Origin of the sequence: Actinosynnema sp. ALI-1.44 (genome assembly GCF_001984155.1) — a bacterium.
Taxonomy (GTDB): Bacteria; Actinomycetota; Actinomycetes; order Mycobacteriales; family Pseudonocardiaceae; genus Kibdelosporangium.
The window spans coordinates 76,887-96,022 of the sequence record NZ_MTQO01000044.1 but is presented as its reverse complement, the minus strand read 5'-3'; the positions used below and the strand labels follow the sequence as shown (position 1 = coordinate 96,022).

General features: G+C 69.4%; 14 protein-coding genes and 1 pseudogene. 6 read left to right on the top strand and 9 right to left on the bottom strand.

What is annotated here, in order from left to right; genetic code table 11:
* Positions 1 to 367: 367 nt before the first annotated feature.
* Positions 368 to 1,519 (top strand): DICT sensory domain-containing protein, encoded by a 1,152-nt coding sequence (locus ALI144C_RS19155; RefSeq protein WP_076988491.1) that lies wholly within the window; start codon positions 368 to 370, stop codon positions 1,517 to 1,519.
* A 2-nt stretch (positions 1,520 to 1,521) separates the two neighbouring features.
* Here ALI144C_RS19155 and ALI144C_RS55565 read toward each other — a convergent pair whose 3' ends face one another.
* The gene (locus tag ALI144C_RS55565; RefSeq protein WP_168211291.1) at positions 1,522 to 1,692 is read right to left on the bottom strand and encodes a hypothetical protein; all 171 of its coding nucleotides are present in this window, start codon (positions 1,690 to 1,692) and stop codon (positions 1,522 to 1,524) included.
* Positions 1,674 to 1,895, bottom strand: a pseudogene (locus ALI144C_RS57575) (M20/M25/M40 family metallo-hydrolase); the annotation flags it as partial. The gene ALI144C_RS55565 and the pseudogene ALI144C_RS57575, both read right to left, overlap by 19 nt.
* Here ALI144C_RS57575 and ALI144C_RS19145 point away from each other — a divergent pair.
* Entirely contained in the window at positions 1,833 to 2,801 is a 969-nt protein-coding gene (locus ALI144C_RS19145; protein WP_076988490.1) for an Lrp/AsnC ligand binding domain-containing protein, read from the top strand. The pseudogene ALI144C_RS57575 and the gene ALI144C_RS19145 sit on opposite strands and share 63 nt — an antisense overlap.
* A gap of 1 nt (position 2,802) precedes the next feature.
* Here ALI144C_RS19145 and ALI144C_RS19140 read toward each other — a convergent pair whose 3' ends face one another.
* Both ALI144C_RS19140 and ALI144C_RS19135 read right to left on the bottom strand, forming a co-directional pair.
* Entirely contained in the window at positions 2,803 to 3,618 is an 816-nt protein-coding gene (locus ALI144C_RS19140; RefSeq protein WP_076988489.1) for a hypothetical protein, read from the bottom strand.
* Positions 3,615 to 4,004, bottom strand: a complete 390-nt coding sequence (locus tag ALI144C_RS19135; RefSeq protein WP_076988488.1) for a hypothetical protein — start codon at positions 4,002 to 4,004, stop codon at positions 3,615 to 3,617. Before ALI144C_RS19135 ends, ALI144C_RS19140 begins: the two co-directional genes overlap by 4 nt.
* 15 nt (positions 4,005 to 4,019) lie before the next feature.
* Here ALI144C_RS19135 and ALI144C_RS19130 point away from each other — a divergent pair, with 15 nt between their 5' ends.
* Complete coding sequence (locus tag ALI144C_RS19130) at positions 4,020 to 9,737, top strand: CHAT domain-containing protein (RefSeq protein WP_076988487.1); 5,718 nt, start codon at positions 4,020 to 4,022, stop codon at positions 9,735 to 9,737.
* 1 nt (position 9,738) lies between these two features.
* On the opposite strand, the gene ALI144C_RS19125 is transcribed toward ALI144C_RS19130, so the two are convergent.
* On the bottom strand, positions 9,739 to 10,344 hold the full coding sequence (locus ALI144C_RS19125; RefSeq protein WP_076988486.1) for a TetR/AcrR family transcriptional regulator: 606 nt from the start codon (positions 10,342 to 10,344) through the stop codon (positions 9,739 to 9,741).
* Between the two features lie 153 nt (positions 10,345 to 10,497).
* On the opposite strand from ALI144C_RS19125, the gene ALI144C_RS19120 reads away from it, so the two are divergent.
* A complete protein-coding gene (locus ALI144C_RS19120) occupies positions 10,498 to 11,277 on the top strand; it encodes an alpha/beta fold hydrolase (RefSeq protein ID WP_076988485.1) in 780 nt (259 codons plus the stop codon).
* Between the two features lie 112 nt (positions 11,278 to 11,389).
* Here ALI144C_RS19120 and ALI144C_RS19115 read toward each other — a convergent pair whose 3' ends face one another.
* Positions 11,390 to 11,962 (bottom strand): dihydrofolate reductase family protein, encoded by a 573-nt coding sequence (locus ALI144C_RS19115; protein WP_076988484.1) that lies wholly within the window; start codon positions 11,960 to 11,962, stop codon positions 11,390 to 11,392.
* A gap of 214 nt (positions 11,963 to 12,176) precedes the next feature.
* On the opposite strand from ALI144C_RS19115, the gene ALI144C_RS19110 reads away from it, so the two are divergent.
* Positions 12,177 to 12,701 carry an ImmA/IrrE family metallo-endopeptidase gene (locus ALI144C_RS19110; protein WP_076988483.1) on the top strand — a complete coding sequence of 175 codons (525 nt, stop codon included), beginning with the start codon at positions 12,177 to 12,179 and terminating at the stop codon, positions 12,699 to 12,701.
* Entirely contained in the window at positions 12,685 to 13,842 is a 1,158-nt protein-coding gene (locus ALI144C_RS19105; protein WP_143230733.1) for an MAB_1171c family putative transporter, read from the top strand. Before ALI144C_RS19110 ends, ALI144C_RS19105 begins: the two co-directional genes overlap by 17 nt.
* Here the strand turns inward: ALI144C_RS19105 and ALI144C_RS19100 are convergent.
* From ALI144C_RS19100 to ALI144C_RS19090, 3 genes are all read right to left on the bottom strand, one after another.
* Positions 13,796 to 14,236 carry a hypothetical protein gene (locus ALI144C_RS19100; RefSeq protein WP_076988481.1) on the bottom strand — a complete coding sequence of 147 codons (441 nt, stop codon included), beginning with the start codon at positions 14,234 to 14,236 and terminating at the stop codon, positions 13,796 to 13,798. The genes ALI144C_RS19105 and ALI144C_RS19100 overlap by 47 nt on opposite strands.
* A 228-nt stretch (positions 14,237 to 14,464) precedes the next feature.
* Positions 14,465 to 17,944, bottom strand: coding sequence for a hypothetical protein (locus ALI144C_RS19095; RefSeq protein WP_076988480.1), 3,480 nt, complete (start codon positions 17,942 to 17,944; stop codon positions 14,465 to 14,467).
* Positions 17,945 to 18,068: 124 nt separating this feature from the next.
* The gene (locus ALI144C_RS19090) at positions 18,069 to 19,124 is read right to left on the bottom strand and encodes a hypothetical protein (protein ID WP_143230730.1); all 1,056 of its coding nucleotides are present in this window, start codon (positions 19,122 to 19,124) and stop codon (positions 18,069 to 18,071) included.
* Positions 19,125 to 19,136: the final 12 nt, after the last annotated feature.

Below are 19,136 nucleotides of genomic sequence, written 5' to 3'. Positions count from 1 at the left end.
CCGGACCGCGAAGTTCTCGCAACGAGGTGACCCTTCGAGCATCTCGCCGACAACCTCACGAGCCGAGTTGCTGCGGCGGGTCCGAGTGCCGCCGAGCCCATGCTGGTGACGCCACGCGTCGCCGTCGCCCGCGTCTCCATGGTTCTCGTCGGCAGGGTGCTGTCCCTCGATAGTGACGGTGCTGGGAGAGGTTCGTACAGCTGCGTGTCGCCCTGTTTCCACCTCGGTCACTCGTTCGGGGAACAAGCGCCTCACTCAGTCGTGTCCGAGGGGGCTGTGGCAAGTTGTGCTGGTCTTGGGCTTTCGGTGGCCGCGATCTTTCGCGACGTCCGGCTCTGGGTCCGCTACCTGCGCGAGGTGTTGTGTGATGGACGAGATCGTGCCTGCCACCAGGGCCGGTTTGCTGACCAAACGTCTGCTCGTCATCGCGTCGCACGCGGTGGAGCAGGCGGCCCTCGCGCAGCGTGGCGCCGAGCCGATGGTGGTCATCGCCCTGTTTCAACGGTTGCCCTACTTCGACAGGGAAAGCCAGGTGTACGCGGGGATCGCGGCTCGTGCGTCGGTCACTGTCGTCGGCTTGGCCGACCGGGTGCGACCCGATCTGCCCGCGGGGGTCACCCCTGTTCTTCTGCGCAGGGATGAGGATCTTGCCCACGAGTGGTCCGTGGTGGTGTTGTCGCCGAGGTTCGGTGCCACTGTGATCGCGCAGGACCTTGAGGACGTCGACCCACGCCGCACGACACTCGAGTCGGCGAGGCTTTTCCACGGCCGCTGGGGTCTTCGCCGTGACGAGGCCTACGCCGAGGTGGTGCGGCTCCGTGACGCCCTCGGCGATCGGCTTCCTCCCGTCGTCCGGCTCAAGATCGACGAGACCCTTGCCGCTGTCGAGGAACCGGCGGCCGTCGAGGTCGAACAGTGCACCGAGGCCGCGGTGCGCAAGCTCGTCACCACCATCGAACGGCAAACCGAGAAGTCCGCTCGCCTTGCCGAGGCGAGCGACCACGACCAGGGAATCGACCGCGACCCGGACACCGGCCTGCACACCCTCTCCGCCCTCACGTCATGGGTCGGCCCGTCGACCGACACCATCCCGATCGGATTGATCGTGCTCAGGATCGCCGCGCTGAGCGATGTGCTGAGGCACCACGAGGTCCGCGCCGTGATCCACACCGGGCAGAACGTCGCCGCCGTGCTCAGCGACGAACTGCGGCCGGTCGATCGCGCCGTTCGGCTCAGCGAGTCCGACTTCCTGGTGATCAAACCGGCCGCGTCGGACGACATGCTCGCGGCGAGCGCGGCGCGGATCCGCGACGGCATCGGCAACTTGGCATCCGTTTACCCGTTCGTGCCGATGTCGTGCTCGTCGACGTGGATGGTCACCAGGCGCCGCCCGCTTCCGTTGCGGGCCATGCAGTGCCAGCTCGATCTGGAAACGAGCCGCCGCGAGTGGCCGTGTGCTTCCGGTGACCTCGCGGACGTCATGTCGCAGACGGCGCCGATTCTGCCCGCCTGTCGATGACGCTACGCTTCGCTGTCATCCGCGTCGCCGCTGCCCGTGTTGTCGGTCAGGAGGGCCCAGAAGAGAAAGACGATCAGCACGCCACCGATGATCGTGATCTCGGTTTGCCCCTGGACGATGCCGACGGCCAGCAGGGCGGCGCCGACAGCGAAGATCAGCACGATGACGCACATGAGACACCTCCGCGCAGGGCGAGTTCGGCGAGTATAGTGGCGCCGTCGGCCAGGACCGAGTCGTCGAACACCGCGAGCGGCGAGTGGTTGTCGGTGGTGCCGTCACCGGCGCCCAACAGGATGAACGCGCCCGGAACTCGTTGCAGGACACGGGAGAAGTCCTCGCTGCCTGCCAGCGGGTCGGTCAGCGGCTGGACACGGTGCCCGCGGTCACGGCCGCCCGCCGGTGGCAGGGACTCGTGGACGCGGGATTCGCCCGTGTCACGGCGTATCCCGAGGTCCGCTCATGGGCGCGGGACCATTGCAACGCGTTCATCGAACTGGACATCGAACCGACCGCCCGCGCCCACGCCGTGCAGGTGCTGTCGAAGGTCCCGCAGATCGTGTCGATCTCGATCATCAGCAGCGGGCGGGACCTGTTCCTGACCGTGCTCGCCCCGGACCTCGCCACCCTGTCCCGCATCGTTCTCCAGCAGTTCCAACACCTTCCCGGCCTGCGCCGGACACGGACACACGCGATCACCACCGTCTACGGCGAAGGCAACCACTGGCGGCTCGGTGCCCTCGAGCCGCACCGGTCCGCACACCGCGCTCACCAGCCCCCGGGCACCCCGGTCGTGTGGAAGGACCGCCACCGGGAAGTGCTGCGCGCGCTCGGCGACGGCAGGCGGCCCGCTGCCGAGATCGCGGCAGCCACAGGGCGGAGCGGTGCCACCGTTCGACGTTGGCTCAACGAGATGACCACCGGCGGCCTGCTGGCCCTGCGCTGCGAAGTCGCCCAGCCGATCACCGGTTGGCCGATCGCCGCGACGTTCTGGGCACGGGTGCCGCCGGACGAACTGGACCGGACGGCCGCACTGCTCACCGAACTGCCGGAAGTCCGGCTCTGCGCGGCCGTCACCGGATCGGACAACCTGGTGATGACCCTGTGGCTGCGTTCGCTCAGCGACATCCAACGCCTGGAAGCCGAACTGGCCGAACGCCTCCCCGGCGTCGCGCTGACCGACCGCGCCGTGACGCTGCACGCCGCGAAACGGATGGGCTGTCTGCTCGACGACAACGGCCGCATCACGGGCGTCGTTGCGATCGACCCGTGGGCGCCCGGCTGAGTCAGTCGCCTTTGCCCAGGTGGTCGTTGATCCGGCGAGCCAGGTCCGCGGTGATCCCGGTGGCGGGCATCGGGTGGCCGAGCGCGGTCGTGACCGTGTCCAGATGGGTGTCGACGGTCGCCTCGATCAACGTGGTGAGCGCCGCGGTGGTGGTCCGGGTCCGGCTCCACCCGAGCAAAGCGGCCCCGAACCCGGCTATCGCCGCCGGGTACCACCAGATCCCGAGGCCGAGGTACAGCACGCCCCAGCCGACGAGCGTGACGGCCGACCGGAACTGCGATTCGGCGGCCTGCACCGGAACGCGCACCGCCTCGGGGACCAGCAGCCACAAGCGCGGCCACAGCGGCCCGAGCCGCAGACCGTGGTACTGCGCGGCGATCCGGGAGTCCAACAGCCGGAACTGCTCGCTGACCCAGGTCGGTCGTTGCGGCCGGTATGCGCGTACCGGATTCACCCCCGCTTTGGCGGCCGCGCGGTCGAACAGCTTGCGCCGCACGGATACCAGCGGTCGTGCGAGCCACCCTGCGGGGCCACGCCACGGTTTGACCCATGCCGCCTCGGCCAGACGACCGACGGCGACCGCGGCCATGGCTGCCGCCGTGGCACCGAGCAGCACGCCGATGGCCACCGCCCCGATCGGCATGCGCGGTCCTTCCCGCGCGATCCAATTGGCCACCGACGTGAAGTCGAAGGCTGCCTGGTGGCCGAGGCGCACCGCGCACACCACCGCCACGACGAACAACGCCCCCGGCAGCACAAGCGTGGTGACCCATCGCTCGGCGAGCTTTCCGCCCAACGACGACAGGAACGGGTTCATGGCGTGGTGCCGGTCGGTTGCATCGGCTCGTTGTCGAACAACGCGCACACCGGCGGGTGCCCGTCGTCGTCCCGTTCGTCGCGGCGGGCACACAACCGGTGTGGGCACGAATAGTCGCCGCGACCGGTTCTCGGCGCACGGGGACTACGCGACATGGGATATACATGGGTGATGCCCGGTTCGCCTCCGCTTCTGGTCGTGCTTTCCGTTTCGGTGTCGATCAGGTCGAACTGACGGCACGCGTCCAGTGCCGAACCTCCTTCGCGAACGCGCACCGCGGCCCGCTCCAGCCGGTCGGTCCACCGGCCGGCCATGGCCTCCCTGCGCAGATCCGGCAGGATGGTGCACCACAGAATGAGCGCGTCTGCCTCGTCGAAATCCGTCACGCCCCCGCCTTCCCAGTGTCGGAGAGGAGAATAGACATCGCCATCGTCGAACGCATCCGCCGCTGCCTGGAGACCGATGACGCCACCGAAGTCCTGGCTGTCGACGCGCTCGTGGAGGCCGCGCGCATGGTCCTTCCTGCTGTCGGCACGGACCTGTCGCCCGAGGTCTCGTACCAGGTCGCGTGGCTGCACTGGCTGCGCCATTGCGCACTCCTGCCGGACAGCGACGGCACCGACATCACGATCTGCCTGAATCTGTTCGGTCCGCTCGCCGATTCGCCCGTCGAGCTGCCGCCGCCCGTGCGGAGCTGGTTCGACGAGAATCCCGGCCCACGAATGACTCTCGCGGAGCTCGGGCCGTTCTACGCGACGGTGGCGGCCACGGCCGCCCTGGCCACGGCCGATCCCGCGCTGACCGATCTGGGAATCGACTTGTGCCGGGCCGCCGCCCGCGTCTGCGCCGCGGCCGATCGTCCGGTGCACCTGTTCAACCTGATGATCCTGCTGCACCAGCGGTACGAACTGGCGTTCGGCGGGCCTGATCTCGACGAAGCAGTCGCACTCGGCCGCGAGCTGTCCGGCATCGCCGACGACCGGATCGCGTTGGCGGTGCGATTTCGCCTCGGGCTCGCCCTGGTCGCCCGGTTCGGGTTCGGGGGCAGGCACCCTGATCTGTCCGAGGGAACGGACCTCCTGCGCGAGGCCGCGGCGGCGCTACCGCCCGGCTCCCCGGACCGGGCCATCTGCCTGTCGCAGCTGGCCAGTGCGCTGCTGGCGCACTGCGGTCTCGGCGCCCCGCTGGCCGTCGTCGACGAGTGCGCCGAGGTGACCAGGGACTTCGTGGACGGCTGCGCCGAGGACGATCCGGTACTCGGCAACGCGCTCGTCCAGCGATGCAACGCCTTGCGGTTCAGGTACATCCGCGTCGCCGATGCCGCGGACATCACCGAGAGCGTCCGGTGCGGGCGGGCCGCGGTCGAGATGATCCCGGTGGACGACGAGCTGCACGCGACCGCGCTGGTCAGCCTGGCCAGCGCGCTGCACACCCGGTTCGCGCGCGCCCGTGCGTTCGGCCCGGCAGGTACTGCCGACCCGGCGGACCTGGCCGAGGCCGTCGACCTCGCCCAAGCGGCCGACCGAGCCGTTCCGGCGGCCCACCCGTTGCGGTGGGAGGTCGACGCCGTGCTGGCGTCGGTGTTGCGTGCTGACAACACGGACCCTGCGGGAGCGGTGCAGGCAGCCAGGGCCACGCTGGCGAATTTTCCCGCCGACAGTCCACTGCGTGGTACGGCGCTGTTCTCTCTCGGTGACGCGTTGCGCGTCCAGTACGCGCAGACCGGCGACCAGGACGTCCTCAAGGAAGCCGTGGCCGTCATGCGGGCCGCGAGAGCGGCGGACGCGACCGGCCCGCTCGGCCGGTCACCCGCACTGGCGGCGTTGTCGATGGTGCTCTACGAGACGATCAAGCTGGCCGGTGCCGACGGTGTGGTCGCCGAGGCCGACTTCGACGAAGCGATCGAGACCACCCGGATCGTCGCGGAGGATCCCGCGGTCGAACCCCTGATCCGCGGCCAGCAGTTCTGGCAGCTGGCGGAGTTGCTGTGGTGGCGGTTCCACCGCACAGACCACGACTCCTACCTCGACGACCGGATCGACGTGCTGCGGACGACGGTGCCGCTGGCGCCCGACGCCGCCGCCCGGTCGGCCTGCTTGTCCGCCCTCGCGGTCGCCTTGCACCTCCGATACGGCCGGACGTGGGAATCCGCTGATCTGGACGAGTGCATCGCCGCCTGGTACGGCGCCATCGACGCGCTTGCCGCGGACGACCCGCAACTGCCCGGCTTCCAGTCGGACGCCGCGCTGTGTCTGCTGCAACGTGCCGAGACCACGGGCGGCCTCGCCGACATCGCGAAGGCGACCGAGCTGATCCGTTCGGCGCTCGGCACGGCCGGGCCCGATCACCCCGACCACCATCGGATGCTGGGTGTTCTCGGCGCCGCCGCCAGCGCCGCGGGCGTTGCCGCCGGAGATGTCGGGAAGCTGACCGAGGCCATCGAGACCTGCCGTGCCGCCACACCACCGGACTCCGTTCCGAGCGTGTTCGTCAGCCTCACGCTCGGCACCGCGCTCATGGCCCGTTACGAGTCCGGTGGGAACCGGGCTGACCTGGACGCGGCGGCCCGCACACTCCAGGACGCACTGGTGCACGCCGCCGGGCCCGCGCGTAGCCCAGTGGTCAACACCCTCGTGCTGGTGCTGCGCCACCGGTTCCAGCAGCAAGGCGATCTCACCGACCTGACCGAGGGGATCGCGGCGGGCGAAGCCGCACTGCGGGAGTTCCCAGCCGCCAGTCCCGACTCGCTGGTGCTCGCCGCGAATGTCGCCGCCCTGCGCACCGACTACTACGAACTCGTCCGCGACCCGGCCGACATCGCCCAAGCCGTCGACACCCTGAGGTCGGTGATCAGCCGGACCGACGCCGCCAACCGCATCCTGCCGACGTTCCAGTACTACCTCGGCAACGCGTTGCGAGTCCGCTTCCAGACCACAGCGCAACCCGAGGACCTCGACGAGGCGAGCGTGGTGCTGCGGTCGGCCATCGCTGCCGCCAAGACAGGCGACATGCGTCTGCTGTTCGGCGCGACGCTGGGCGTTGTGCTGTCGCAGCGCGGGCAGTGGTCGAACGACCCGGCTGATCTCGCCGAGGCGACCGAGTTGCTCCGCGCCGCGCGCGCCGAACTACCCGCTACGCACACCGCCCAGGGCTCGGCCGGCATGTTCCTGGCGGGCGCGCTGCGGCTGCGTTTCGTCGACTCCGGCGAGATGCCACTGCTCGCCGAGGCGATCGAGATCGCCAGGGACCTCATCGGCAGCACACCGGACAGCCACGTCAACGCGTCGTCGGCGCTGATGCTGCTGGGCCTGCTGCAGGTGTTGCGCTTCGAAAGGACCGGTGACATCGCCGACCTGACGGAGGCGATCGACGCACTGCGTGGTGCGGTCGACGCCGCGGGCACCAACAGGACAGTGGTGGGAGCCGCCCTGCCCGAGTTGGCCAACGCGCTGTCCGCGCGGCACGGGCGCAGGCCCGGCAGCGGGGACCTGGACGAGGCGATCGCGGTCGCCGAGCGCGCGGTGGCCCTGCCGGACGTGAGCCCGACCGAGCGGGGCGCGGGCATCATGGCGCTGGCCACGGGCCTGCTGGCCAGGTCGATGCGGACCGGTGATCCGCAGGACCTGAACACCGCGATCGACCTGGCAGGCGAGGCGGTGCGGATCCCGAACTGGCACGTCGCCAACGCGGTCAACTTGATGACGCTGGGGCTCGCGCTGTGGGTCAGGTATGACCGGACAGGGGCCGTGGACGACCTGAACGCCGCGATCGACGCGCTGTACCAGGCGTCGGCGTCCGCCACCCCCGGGCACATGACGCGACCCGCCATGCTCACCAACCTGAGCAACGCGTTGCGGGCCCGCGCGGGGTTGCTCGGTTCGTTGGCGGACCTCGACGCCGCTGTGGAAACCGGGCGGTCGGCCGTCGCCGCCGCACCAGCGGGCCATCCGTCGGAGTTGGTGTGCCTGATGAACCTGGGGACCGCGCTTCTCGTCCGATCCTTGGAGAACAGCGACGCCGCGGACCTCGACGCGGCCATCGCGGCCGTGAGCGACGCCGTCGAGCGCAGTGCCGAGGACAGTCCGAACCGGACAGAGCTGCTGCTGAACCTGGCCGGGCTGCTGCGGGCCCGTCGTGACCGGAACGCGGGCGACCTGGACCGGGCTGTCGCGCTCGGTCGTGCGGCGATCGCGGGCACCGACCGGACGCACCCGATGTTCCCGTTGTGCGCCTTGAACCTGTCGACCGCGTTGCGCACAAGGTACAGCAGCGGTGGACCCGAAACGGACGCGGCCGAGTCGATCGAGCTGGCCGAACGGGCGATCAGCTCCTTCGCCGCGGCGGGTGATCCCAAGGCGGCGATGGCCTGGTTGACGCTGGGACAGGTGCACGAACGCAGGCATGCCGGGCACGAGGGCCAGTCAGACCTCGACACCGCGGTTCGCGCCTACCGGTCCGCCGCCGAATCTCCTGCCGCGGCACCGATGATCCGGGCCGCCGCCGCGCGGATGTGGGCCGAGTTGTCCGTTCGGCGTCGCGACTGGGTCGGCGCCACGGACGCGTTCGGCGTCACTGTCGCACTGTTGCCCCAAGTGGCGTGGCATGGCGTCGAACGCACCGCACGCGAGCGCAGGCTGGAGATGTGGGACGGCTTGGCCAGGGAAGCCGCTGCCGCGGCGCTGTCGGCCGGTGACCCGAACCGCGCGGTGGAGTTGCTCGAACAAGGCCGGTCGGTGCTGTGGTCGCAGGCACTGCAAACCAGGGACGACCTTTCGGCGCTGCGCGACCGTGACCCCGCGCTGCACGACCTGCTGCGTGCCGTCGCGGCGAAGCTGGCTGAGGGGTCCGCCTCGGATCTGCCGGATCCGTCGCCCACGGTCGACCCGTGGAACAACCGCTCGCGCGACGACCAGCACGACCGGATCAAGCTCGCCGGGGACTGGGACCGGTTGCTCGCCGAAGCACGCGCCCTGCCTGGTTTGGAGTACCTGCTGCGGATCCCGCCACTGGCCGCGTTGCGCACCGGGTTGCCCGATGGCCCCGTCGTCCTGCTCAATGTGGACGCGACCAGGTGCGACGCGTTGATCGTGCGCCGGGATCAGGACGTCGTGCACGTCCCGTTGCCGGGCCTGTCACAACACGAGGCCACCGAACGGGCAGGGGAGTACCTACGGGCGCTGCGGGTCTTGGACAGTCCGGACGGGCCAGGGGGTCTCGCCACGACCAGTGCCAGGCAGACGTTGCACGCGACACTGGAATGGTTGTGGGACACCGTCGCCAGTCCGGTGCTGTCCCAGTTGGAATACACCGGGAACGTCGAGCCGCTGCCGCGGTTGTGGTGGTGTCCGACAGGATCGTTGGCCCTGCTGCCATTGCACGCCGCCGGTTACCACGACGCCGCTGACACTCCGGCCGGGCGTACGGTCATCGACCGCGCGGTGTCGTCCTACACGCCGACGCTGCGAGCGCTCACGAGAGCGAACACGGCACCCGCGATCGACCCGGCGGAAGGCCGGGTCCTCGTGGTCAGCATGCCGGAAACCCCACCCACGCAAGAGTTCCCCGCCCTGTCCCCGCTGCCCGGGGCGCGCGCGGAAGCCGAGTTCTTCGCGCAGGCGCTGCCCCTCAAGCACACGCTGCGCATCGCCGACGGCGCCACACGCGAGGCCGTCACCGCGGACCTGCGGGTCCACGCCTACGCACACTTCGCCTGCCACGGCGGGCAGAATCTGCGGCAGCCGTCAACCGGCGCGTTGTACCTCCGCGACCATGCGTTGACTGTGCTGGATGTCGCCGAACTGGACCTCACCCAAGCCGAACTCGCCTACTTGTCCGCCTGCAGCACTGCCATCGGTGGCACCGCACTGCCCGACGAAGCCATCCACCTCGCCGCGGCACTCCAACTCGCGGGCTACCGGCACGTGGTCGCGACCCTCTGGACGATCACCGACCACACCGCGGTCGAAGTCATGACGACGATGTACACCGGGCTGCTGGGGCCTGCGGGCATGCGTCTCGACCGCACTGCCCGTCTCCTGCACCGCGCCACCCGCGCCCTGCGCGACTCCTTCCGCCGCAATCCGGCCAGATGGGCCTCCTACATCCACTTCGGACCGTGACTCACGCCGACAGCGCGCGCCGCCACTGCTGTGCGACAGCGCGGCCGAGGCGGTGGGGGTCGAAGGCGCCCGGGTCGAGCAGGCGTTGCATTCCGATACCCCGCAACTGTCCCAAAATCGCCACCGCGACGTCCGACGGGTCGGTGTCCGCGTGGATCGTGCCGTCCGCGATACCTGCGGCGACGTCGTCGCGCAGATCCGCCCGGAATGCCTCGTCGCGTTCCCGGAACACTTTGGAGAGCTCGGAGGTGGTGGTGGCGGCCTCGGCCCACAGCACCAGGAACGCCCGGCCCGTGACCTTGTCGCGGCCGAGTTCGTTGACGTAGCCCTCGATCAGGGCCGTCAGGCGTTCGAGGCCGGGCGGCATGTCGCCGACGCCAGGAACGAACCCGCTCTGGCTCGCCTTCGCGAGCGCGTCGAGCAATGCCTGTTTCGAGCCGAAGTTGTGGGTGACGATGCCCCGGCTGTACCCGGCCCGTTCGCCGACGCGGGCGAGTGTCACCGCGCGCATTCCCAGCTCCACCACCAGTTCTGCCGCTGCCTCGAGCAACGCGGCTCGCGTGGTGTTGCGGCGCTGTTCCTGTGTGCGGCGTTCGTGGCGGGTCATGGCCACAGGTTATCAGGTAACTTGCGTGTCGAATAGCAAGTATGTGAGGGTGGAGTCCTCACCGACCTTCAGGAGCGTCACCGGTACGCACCGAACTGAACGGTGCCAGCCCAAGGTGACCAAGCGTCGAAATTTCGAGGAGGCGGAACAGCCATGACCACCGTGTTCGTGAACGGCAACCCCGAGAGCGCCGCGATCTGGGACCCGCTGTGCGCCGAGCTGGACATCGCCGACGTCCTGCGGCTGTCCCCGCCCGGCTTCGGCGCTCCCATCCCGGACGGATTCGACTGCACTGTGCCCGGCTACCGCGCCTGGCTCGTGGCGGAACTGGAGGCACTGGGCGAACCGGTCGACCTCGTCGGCCACGACCTGGGCGGGTCCATGGTCCTCACCGTCGCCATGACCAGACCGGACCTGCTGCGCACCTGGGTCAGCGACACGCTCGGCGCGTTCGATCCCGACTACGTCTGGCACGAACTCGCCCAGGAGTGGCAGACGCCGGGGATCGGCGAGAAGTCGGTCAACGAGAGGCTCGGCGGCACGCTCGACGAACGCGCCGAGCGCATGGTTGCCAGGGGTATCGACAGAGAGGTCGCCGTGAAGGTCGCTGCGGCCCAGGGCCCGGAGATGGGCCGAGCGATCCTCACCTACTACCGCGCGGCCGTCCAACCGGTCATGGCCGACCTCGGCCGTGACCTCCCCGCCGCCGCGGCACGCCCCGGCCTCGCCATCATCGCCACCGACGACCACATCGTCGGCTCGGACGAGATGCGCCGCCGGTCCGCGGCCCGGGCCGGAGCCCAGGTCGCGACCCTCGAAGGGCTGGGCCACTGGTGGATGGTGCAGGACCCGGTCAGCGGTGCGCGAGCCCTGACCTCGTTCTGGGCCGAGCAGGCTCCGCCCGCCGGATCTGGCGAAGCGCAGTTCTCGTAGTCCTTCGGGTAGTGCGTCGCGGTGAGCGGGGTGCTGGTGCGTGTTGCTCGCAGGCCAGCAGTGCCACCGCCCGCGCGGTGATCGCGGCGAACCCGGACCATGGGCCGATGTCTCATGAGACCACCCGGTAGCGCAGGTGTGCGACGCCGGGCGCGTTGAGCACGCGCGTCAACTCAAGCTCGATGCGGTCTGCGTCGAACAACCGCCGTCCTTCGCCGAGCACGACCGGGATCAAGTGGATCTCCAGCTCGTCGAGTAGCCCCTCGCGCAACAGCGACTGCGCGAGGCCGGCGCCGTGCACCAACACGTCCTGGTCACCGGCGGCGGCCTTGGCCTCGCGCATCGCGGTCACCACGTCAGGCACGTAGTGGACCCAGTCACTCTGCGGCTGCGGCGCGGTGCGGCGCGTGGGCACGAAGATCGGCACGCCATGGTGGTCGCCACCCCAGTGACCGGCGTAGTCGAATGTCTTGCGGCCGACGACGACCGCACCGGTCGCCATCAGCTCCGCGAACACCTGCCCGCTCAGCCCCGGCGGGGCGAAATGCGGATACCCCGCGACGGGCTCGCCGAGCCACTCGTGCAACCGGCTGCCACCAGTCCCCAGCCCGTTGCCTGGGCCGTCATCCGCGCCGGTGATGAACCCGTCAAGCGACATCGACATGTACAGTACGGACTTCGCCATACCTGATCTCCTCGTGTACGGACGGCCCCGTGCGGAGCCACTCTCACCCGTACGTCGATCGCGCGGCGCCGCGATCGACATCGTGCCGGAACCGAAATGCGCTAGTGCACACCACTTCTCGGAAGGCCTTGAGCACCCTTTGGGCCCTTCAGAGCACGGGCGTCACTGAGCCGGGAACCCGGCGGTAAGGTTGCGCGGCATCCAGGAGGGGACGATGGAACTCGCGCGACTGCGCGCTCGGTGTGAGGAACAGATCAGGCGTTTGCGAATCCAGGCACCGCTGGACGTCGCCGAGGTGTGCCGTGAGCTCGCCGAGCAGCGGAACCGGCCGATCCACCTGCTCCCGCTGTCCTCGCGGCCGTCCAACCCCTCGGGGTTGTGGGTGTCGGCGAAGAGCGCCGACTACATCTTCTACGAGGAATCCGCCGGCACGGCGCACCGTGAGCACATCATCCTGCACGAATTGGGCCACCTGTTGTTCGGACACAGCGGAGTCGCCCAGCTCGACGATCTGACCGCGCGGCTGCTCGCCCCGAATCTCGACCCCTCCGTCGTCCGGAAGTTGCTGTGCCGTGGGAAGTACGACGACGAACTCGAGCAGGAAGCGGAACTCTTCGCCACACTCGTCCTGGTGCGCACCGACTACCAGGTGGTGCGGACGGCCGCGCCGGAGGTCGACGATCCCCATGGCGTGCTGGCGAAGCTGAAGGCCGTCCTGGGCGGTGACGAGATTGGTTAGGATCTTCCACCTGGTTGTCATCGCGTTCGCGTGGATCGGCGTGGTCTACAAGCTCAGCCGGATGCGCCGCACCTTCGGCCAGATCTCACTCGGTCTCGCGCTGGTGTTCTTCGCGACAGCGCTGACGGTGGGCCTGCCACCGCTCTACCAGCGGATCCCCGTGTTCGCCGCGGAGCCGAGCCTGGTCAGGCTGGTGCAACACAGCACGGTCGTGCTCGCGGTCTTCTGCGTCCAGATGCTGGTGGTGGACCTGACCGGCCGAACCAGGGGCAAGGTCTGGTCGCGGGCGGTGATCGCGGCGGTCTTCCTCGTCACCATGGTCGGTCTGTTCATCTACGCGGCGCCGGGTGACGACGCCGAGGATTTCGTGCGGGCGTACGCGTCCTGGCCGTTCGTCACCGAGTACCTGTTGACGTTTCTCGGTTGTATCGCCGTGGCGCTGGCGGACATCTCCGGCCTGAGCTTGCGTTTCTCGGGTGCCGCCGAGAAACCGCTGCGACTCGGCCTGCGGCTGTGGGCGACGGCGAGCTTCATGGGCTTCGCCTTCGCCGTGCACAAAGCCGGTTTCGCGCTGGCGACGCGACTCGGCTCGACGCCGCCATGGCAGGAAGGCCCGGTTTCGACCGCTCTTTCCGGTCTGACGCTCGTGTTCCTCGTCGCCGGGCTGACCGCGTACAGCTGGGGTTCGAAGATCAGCGAGGTTCGTCACCGCTGGCGCCAGCGCCGGACCTACCGCGCGCTCTTGCCCCTGTGGCGCGAGTTCTACACCGTGATGCCCGACTTGGTGCTGGTGCCGCCGGATGCCCGCGGCGTCCCGATCGACGTGCGCCTCTACCGGTGTGTCATCGAGATCCTCGACGGCAGGCTGGCACTGCGCGCCTACTGGGACGACGAAGTCGCGCGAACCGCACGCCGACAGGCGATCGCGGACGGTGTGACAGGCGACGACCTGGAGGCGAAAGTCGAAGCGGCCGCACTCGCCGCTGCCCTGGACGCCCGCAGACGGGGCCAGCCCACCGGGCAAGGGCCACGTGAGACCCCGGACCTCGACGTGACCGAGGAGATCCACCGGCTTGTCCGGGTCGCGCGCGTCTTCAGTCCTCGCGCGACGGCAGCCCTTCCAGCTGACGTACCCGGTTGATCACCTCACCGATCGTGCCGAGGCTCTCGGCGGACAACCCGGCCGCCCGCAGAGCGACATCACGAATGCCGGCGTCCTTCAACGCGGTGACCAGCGCGAGCTCAGCCTTCACCTCCTCGCGGACCTTCTCGTCGAAGAAGTAGGCGGGCGGCACACCGAAGAACGTGGCCAACGCGGTGAGGTGCTTGAGCGTCGGATTGTCGCGCTGCCCCGTGCGCAGGTACCAGATGTAGGACGCGGAAATGCTCTCGCCCTGATCTCGCGCGATCGCCGCTGCGACATCCTCGTTGCTGTACTCACGCCGCCCCGGTTCCTTGACGGTGTGGAACAGGTATTCGAGTTTCTCGGCCAAGCTCCGCTCCTGCCGAGCGGGGACCCCAGTCTCGTCGCTCATCGCACCCCACCGATGACTGATGTGAATCTTTGCCCAATCGTACCCACACCTGTTGACAGGGGTGGATGGGCTGAGCTTAACCTACTCACTGTCAACTGACGTTGATCGGACATGCGGGCCGTCCACATCAGTCAAGGACGAGCCCAGTGTCCTGCCGTGGATACCGGATGCCGACGGGCTGCAGCGGTGGGGTCAGCCCGTCGGCATCCGGATCACCGCGGAGTCGGCCTAGCTGGGATCACCTGATCCCTCGTACGCATCTCGACCTCCGGCCCGAAGAGCGGCGTAGTAAATCACCGGCCTTGATTTACACGAAGTCCTGAGGCCGATATTGAGAACCCCTGGATATGTCACGTCGCAAGCTTCCGTCATGTCCGCACCGAGCTTCACATCGCACAGCTTTCGGGACACCATGCTTCCCTTCGAGTAACAGAGATCGTGCCTGTTGCACGATTCCGTGAAGCTCGCGAGGATGAAGTCGGAGTCCGGGATGATCCATGCGTTGTCCTTGGTTCCACACCCGTTCGGAGGCGGCGGGTTGGGGATGGTGTCCAAGATTTTGTCTATCTTGTCGGCGAGCTCGGTTTCGTTCTCCAAAGTGGCCCAGTTGCGATCCCGTTCCAACTGAGCCAGTTGTTCCAGAATGCGCTTGTCGTCACCGACGGCCTTGATCAGTTCGTCTGCTTTTTCGCGGGCGTGTTTGGCGTAGGCTTCGGCTTCGTTGGCTCGCTCGTTGGCCCGGTCGGCGGCGGCGCTGGCGTCCTTGGCGTGCCCCGCGGCGCGGTCGGCGGAGCCTTGGGCCGCTTCGGCGTCCTTGGTCGCCTGGGCGGCCGCTGCTTGGGCGGCGGCTGCCTCCGCCTTGGCCTGGTTGGCCGCTGCGACGGCCTGGCTGGCCGCGCGTGTCGCGTCGTTGGCGGCCTTGCGGGCGGCGCGGGCGTGGGCCGCTGCCTGGCTGGCGGCCAGTCCGGCCAGTGCCGCGTCAGCCGATGCCTGGTTGGCGGCGGCCCGAGCGGCTTTGGCGTCTGCCTGTGCCTGGGCATCGACCACGTGGGCCTGGGCCGCGGCCTCGCGCGCGGCTGCCCCGTGGATCGCGGCTTGTGCCGCCGACGCCTGGGCAGCAGCGGCAGCTTCCGCGGCTTTGACGACAGAGGCCGCGGCTTCGGCCGCTGCCTTGAACGCGGGCGCCACCTCCTCAGCCGCGTGCTCGGCAGCGGTTTTGGCTTCCTGTTCGGCCTTCCTGGCTTCGGCGGCTGCCTGCCGGGCCAAGGCGGCCTGCTGGTCGCTGAGGTCCTGGGCTCGCTGGGCGACCTGGATGGCGAAGTCGGCGTCCAGGTCGGTTTTGGCGAACGGCATCGCGGTGCTGATGGCGGTGTTGGCCGAGTCGGCCACGCCCGCCGCGGACTGGGTCGCCGCTCCGGCGGAGCGGGTGGCGATCCCGGCTTGCAGTGCGGCGGTCGCCGCTTCCCTGGCCGCGGCGTCGGCTTCATCTTTGGTGCGTTGCGCGGCGAACAACGCCTTGGCGAACTCGTCCCTGGCTTGGAGGGCCAGATCGGCGGCGTTGCGGGCGTTCTCGGCCGCTTGCGCCTCTGCGGCGGTGGCGTCGGCGGCGTTGGCGTCCGCCTCCATGGTCAGCCTGTGCACCTCGGCGGCTTCGGCTTCGGCCGCGTTGGCTTCCTCGTTGGCTTTCTCCGCGGCGGCGTGTGCGGCGTTGGCGGCGGCCCTGGCGCGTTCCGCGGCGGCCTCGGCCGCCCTGGCGGCGGCTCGGGCTTTGGCGGCGGCGGCTACGGCCTGGGATGCGGCGGCGCGTGCCCTGCCGGCCGCGGCACTGGCCCCAGCGGCAGCGGAACGTGACCGCGCGGCGGCGTCACTTGCCGAGCTGGCAGCGCCTTGCGCGTTACCGGCGGCGACGCCAGCCTCGTTGGCGTGACCACGGGCCTTGTTGGTTGCTTCACGCGCCCTTGCTTTGGCTTCCTCACCGACCGCGGCGGCTTCCTCGGCTTCTCGCTTGCGTAGCTCGCCCTCGGCGTTGATGTGGTTCCATTTCGCGCGGTGGTACTGCTCCGCCGCCTGAGAGGCGGTGGCGTCCGCGTTTCGCGCGTCGTTGGCGGCTTGGGTGGCCTTGCCTTCCTCCGCGACAGCGTTGGCGCTGGCGTTGGCCGCGGCCTGTTCCTGCGTCTGGGCCTCGCCCCGGGCCGCGGCAGCGGCGCCTTGCTGGTTCTCGGCCTCCCGGCGCAAAGCAGCGGCCTTGTTGCGCTCGTTGACCGCCCTGTTGCGAGCCGCGACGGCGACGGCTTTCTGCTGTTCAGCGATCTTGCGCTGCTGAGCGGCCTTGGCGCGTTCCGCCTCGGCGATCTGCCGTTGCCGAGCGGCGACATCCCGGTATTCCTCGGCTTTGCTGCGGTGTTCCTTGACCTTGGCCGCGTGCACCTGGGCTTGGCGCAACGCTTCCTCGGCCGCGGCGCGGGAGTTCTTGGCCTGCTCGGCAGCCTGAGCCGCCGCGACGGCCTGTTCCTGCGCGGCCTGAGCGATCCGCTCCGCCGCCGCCGCGTGGGATTGTGCGTTGGCCCTCCACTGCTTGGCTTTTTCCTCGTGGGCTTTCGCCTTGGCGGCAGCGTCTTTCGCCGCGGCTTCGGCGGTCACCGCGTCGATGGCGTGCCCAGCGGTTTCGGAGGCCTGCGCCGCGGCTTCGGCGGAGGTGGCGATACCTCGCACCACTGTGGCCCACTGGGATCCGTTGGGCAGACCCGTTTCCACCAGGATGTCGGCCTGCACCTTGGCCCGGGTGCCGGCGGACTGGGCGCGTCGCACGGCGTCCTTGGTGTACCCGGTCTGGCGAGTGGCTTCTTCCCTGGCCCGCCGGTAGATCTCTTCGCTGAACCCGCCACCTGCGTTGTCCGCGACCAACGCCCGCTCCGCCTCACGGGAGGCGTTCGCGGTGGAGGTCATCGCGTTCGCGGCATCCTGCAACGCCCGTACGGCTTCCGCGTGCACAACCAGCAGTTCGGCGCGTGCCTTGGCCGCTCGCTCGGCTCGCTTGGCCAGATCGGAGACGGCCTCTTCCTCCTGGCGCTTCTTCTCCAGTTCCTGCAAGCGCGCTTCCCGGAGGTCGGCGTCCCGCTGGAGCGCTGCCAGGTAACCGGTGGCGAAGAATTCCGCGATCGCCGCGTCTCCCGCGTCCAGAGCGGCTTTGGCGGCCTTGGCGACTTCGGTGGCACCGGCACCGATCAACAACTGCAACCGTGCCCGCTGGGCTTGTCTGAGCTGTTCGGCGGCGACGTTGTCCTTGCGGTCCTGTTCGTCGGCGATGTCGCGCCCGTAGGCCAGGAACGTCACGCGTTCGTGGGCGTCACCCTTCAGTGCCCGGTCCACCGCCGCGTTGAACGCGGGCCCGCCGGTCCCGGCCAGTGACTCGATCGTGGCCCGGTTGCGGGCATCCACCTCGGCCTTGCGCTGGTCGGCACGTGCCTGCGCGGCTGGTTTTCCCTTGTCGAGGAACTCCTGCAGCACCGGCCGGGTCCCGTCAGCCAACGCCACCCGCGCCGCGGCACGGACTTCCTCGTCCTCCTCGGCGGAACCCGCGATGTCGGCGACCAGGTCCCGCAGCATCTGATCCATCAACCAGTCCGGGTCTTCCGGTCCCGCCTCGGCGGCGTGTGCCACTGGCGCCACCACCACGGCGGGCACCACCACCCCCGCCATCAACGTCATCGCCGTGGTGATCCCACACAACCACCGACGTGCGTTTCCACCGCCCGCGGACACGGGCGAACTTCGCAAGGCTCTCATACGTCTCCCCATCTATGAATCGACAGTTCTCGCCGAATTCGTTGGTTCAGAGGGCGCGGACTCGTTGTTCGCCGTCGATGGCCTGCTGGCGGATGCCGGCCCAGTACGTGCCCTGGTCCTGGGCGAACCCGGTCTCCGTGCGCCACTCGGTTTCCGCGGACCGCGCCGGGGTGATCATCGCGCTCCAGTTCGGGCCGCCCGTGGCGGTCGCGGTGGCATGCACCCGGCCCCAGTTGGCGGTCTGCTCCCCGGCGCGTCGGTGCGCGTCGTCCCAGTACACGCGGGCCTGGGTGGTGTACTCGGCCACCGACTGCCACGCCCGCACCGCCGCGGACTTCGCCGACTCCCGCCCAGGCCCCGCCGGGGTCTCGCGGGCGGTCTTCTCCGCGGCCTGTGCGTCACCGGTCAACTGCGGCAAAGGCGCACGCCACTCGACCTCGTTGTCCCCGCTCTGCTCGCGGAACCGGTCCAGATCCAACCGGCTCCCGAACGCCCACCCATCCGCGAAGAAGTCCACCAGATCCCGGTCAGTCGCACCCGCACGCACCGCGAACGCGGCACTGGCCCGCACCTGCGCGCCCGGGTCGTTGACCGCCAGATTGCGAACCACCGCCCGATCGGTTTCCACCACCGCCTTGGCCTGCTCACCCTTCTTCTCCCGCACCGCACTGTCGCGCTGCTGGGCCGCCTCGAACCCACCATTGGCAAACTGCTCCCGGGCCACGTCATCCGGGCTGTTGACCGCGAACCGAGCTGCCGCGTACACCTCAGGCGAGTACTCCCGGGTGTGGGTGTCCAGCACACGCTGGCAGAAATCCGCGTAGAACTCCTTGTGCGAAGCAGCCAGATTCTTCGCGTAGGTGTATCCCGACGCGAAGAACTCCGCACTCGCCGCGTCCGGGTCCTCGGCCAGCAGCACCCGCCACGCCGCTGCCCGCACCAACGCACGCGGATCCGACATCGCCCACCGCTGCACCCAATCCGTCACCGACGACGCCACGCCCACCTGCTGCGACTCCGCCGCCACCGCCACCGGCGCCACCGCGGAACCCCCGGTGAACGCCGCCACCGCGATCAACCCACACACAAATCTCCGCGACACGATCACACCATC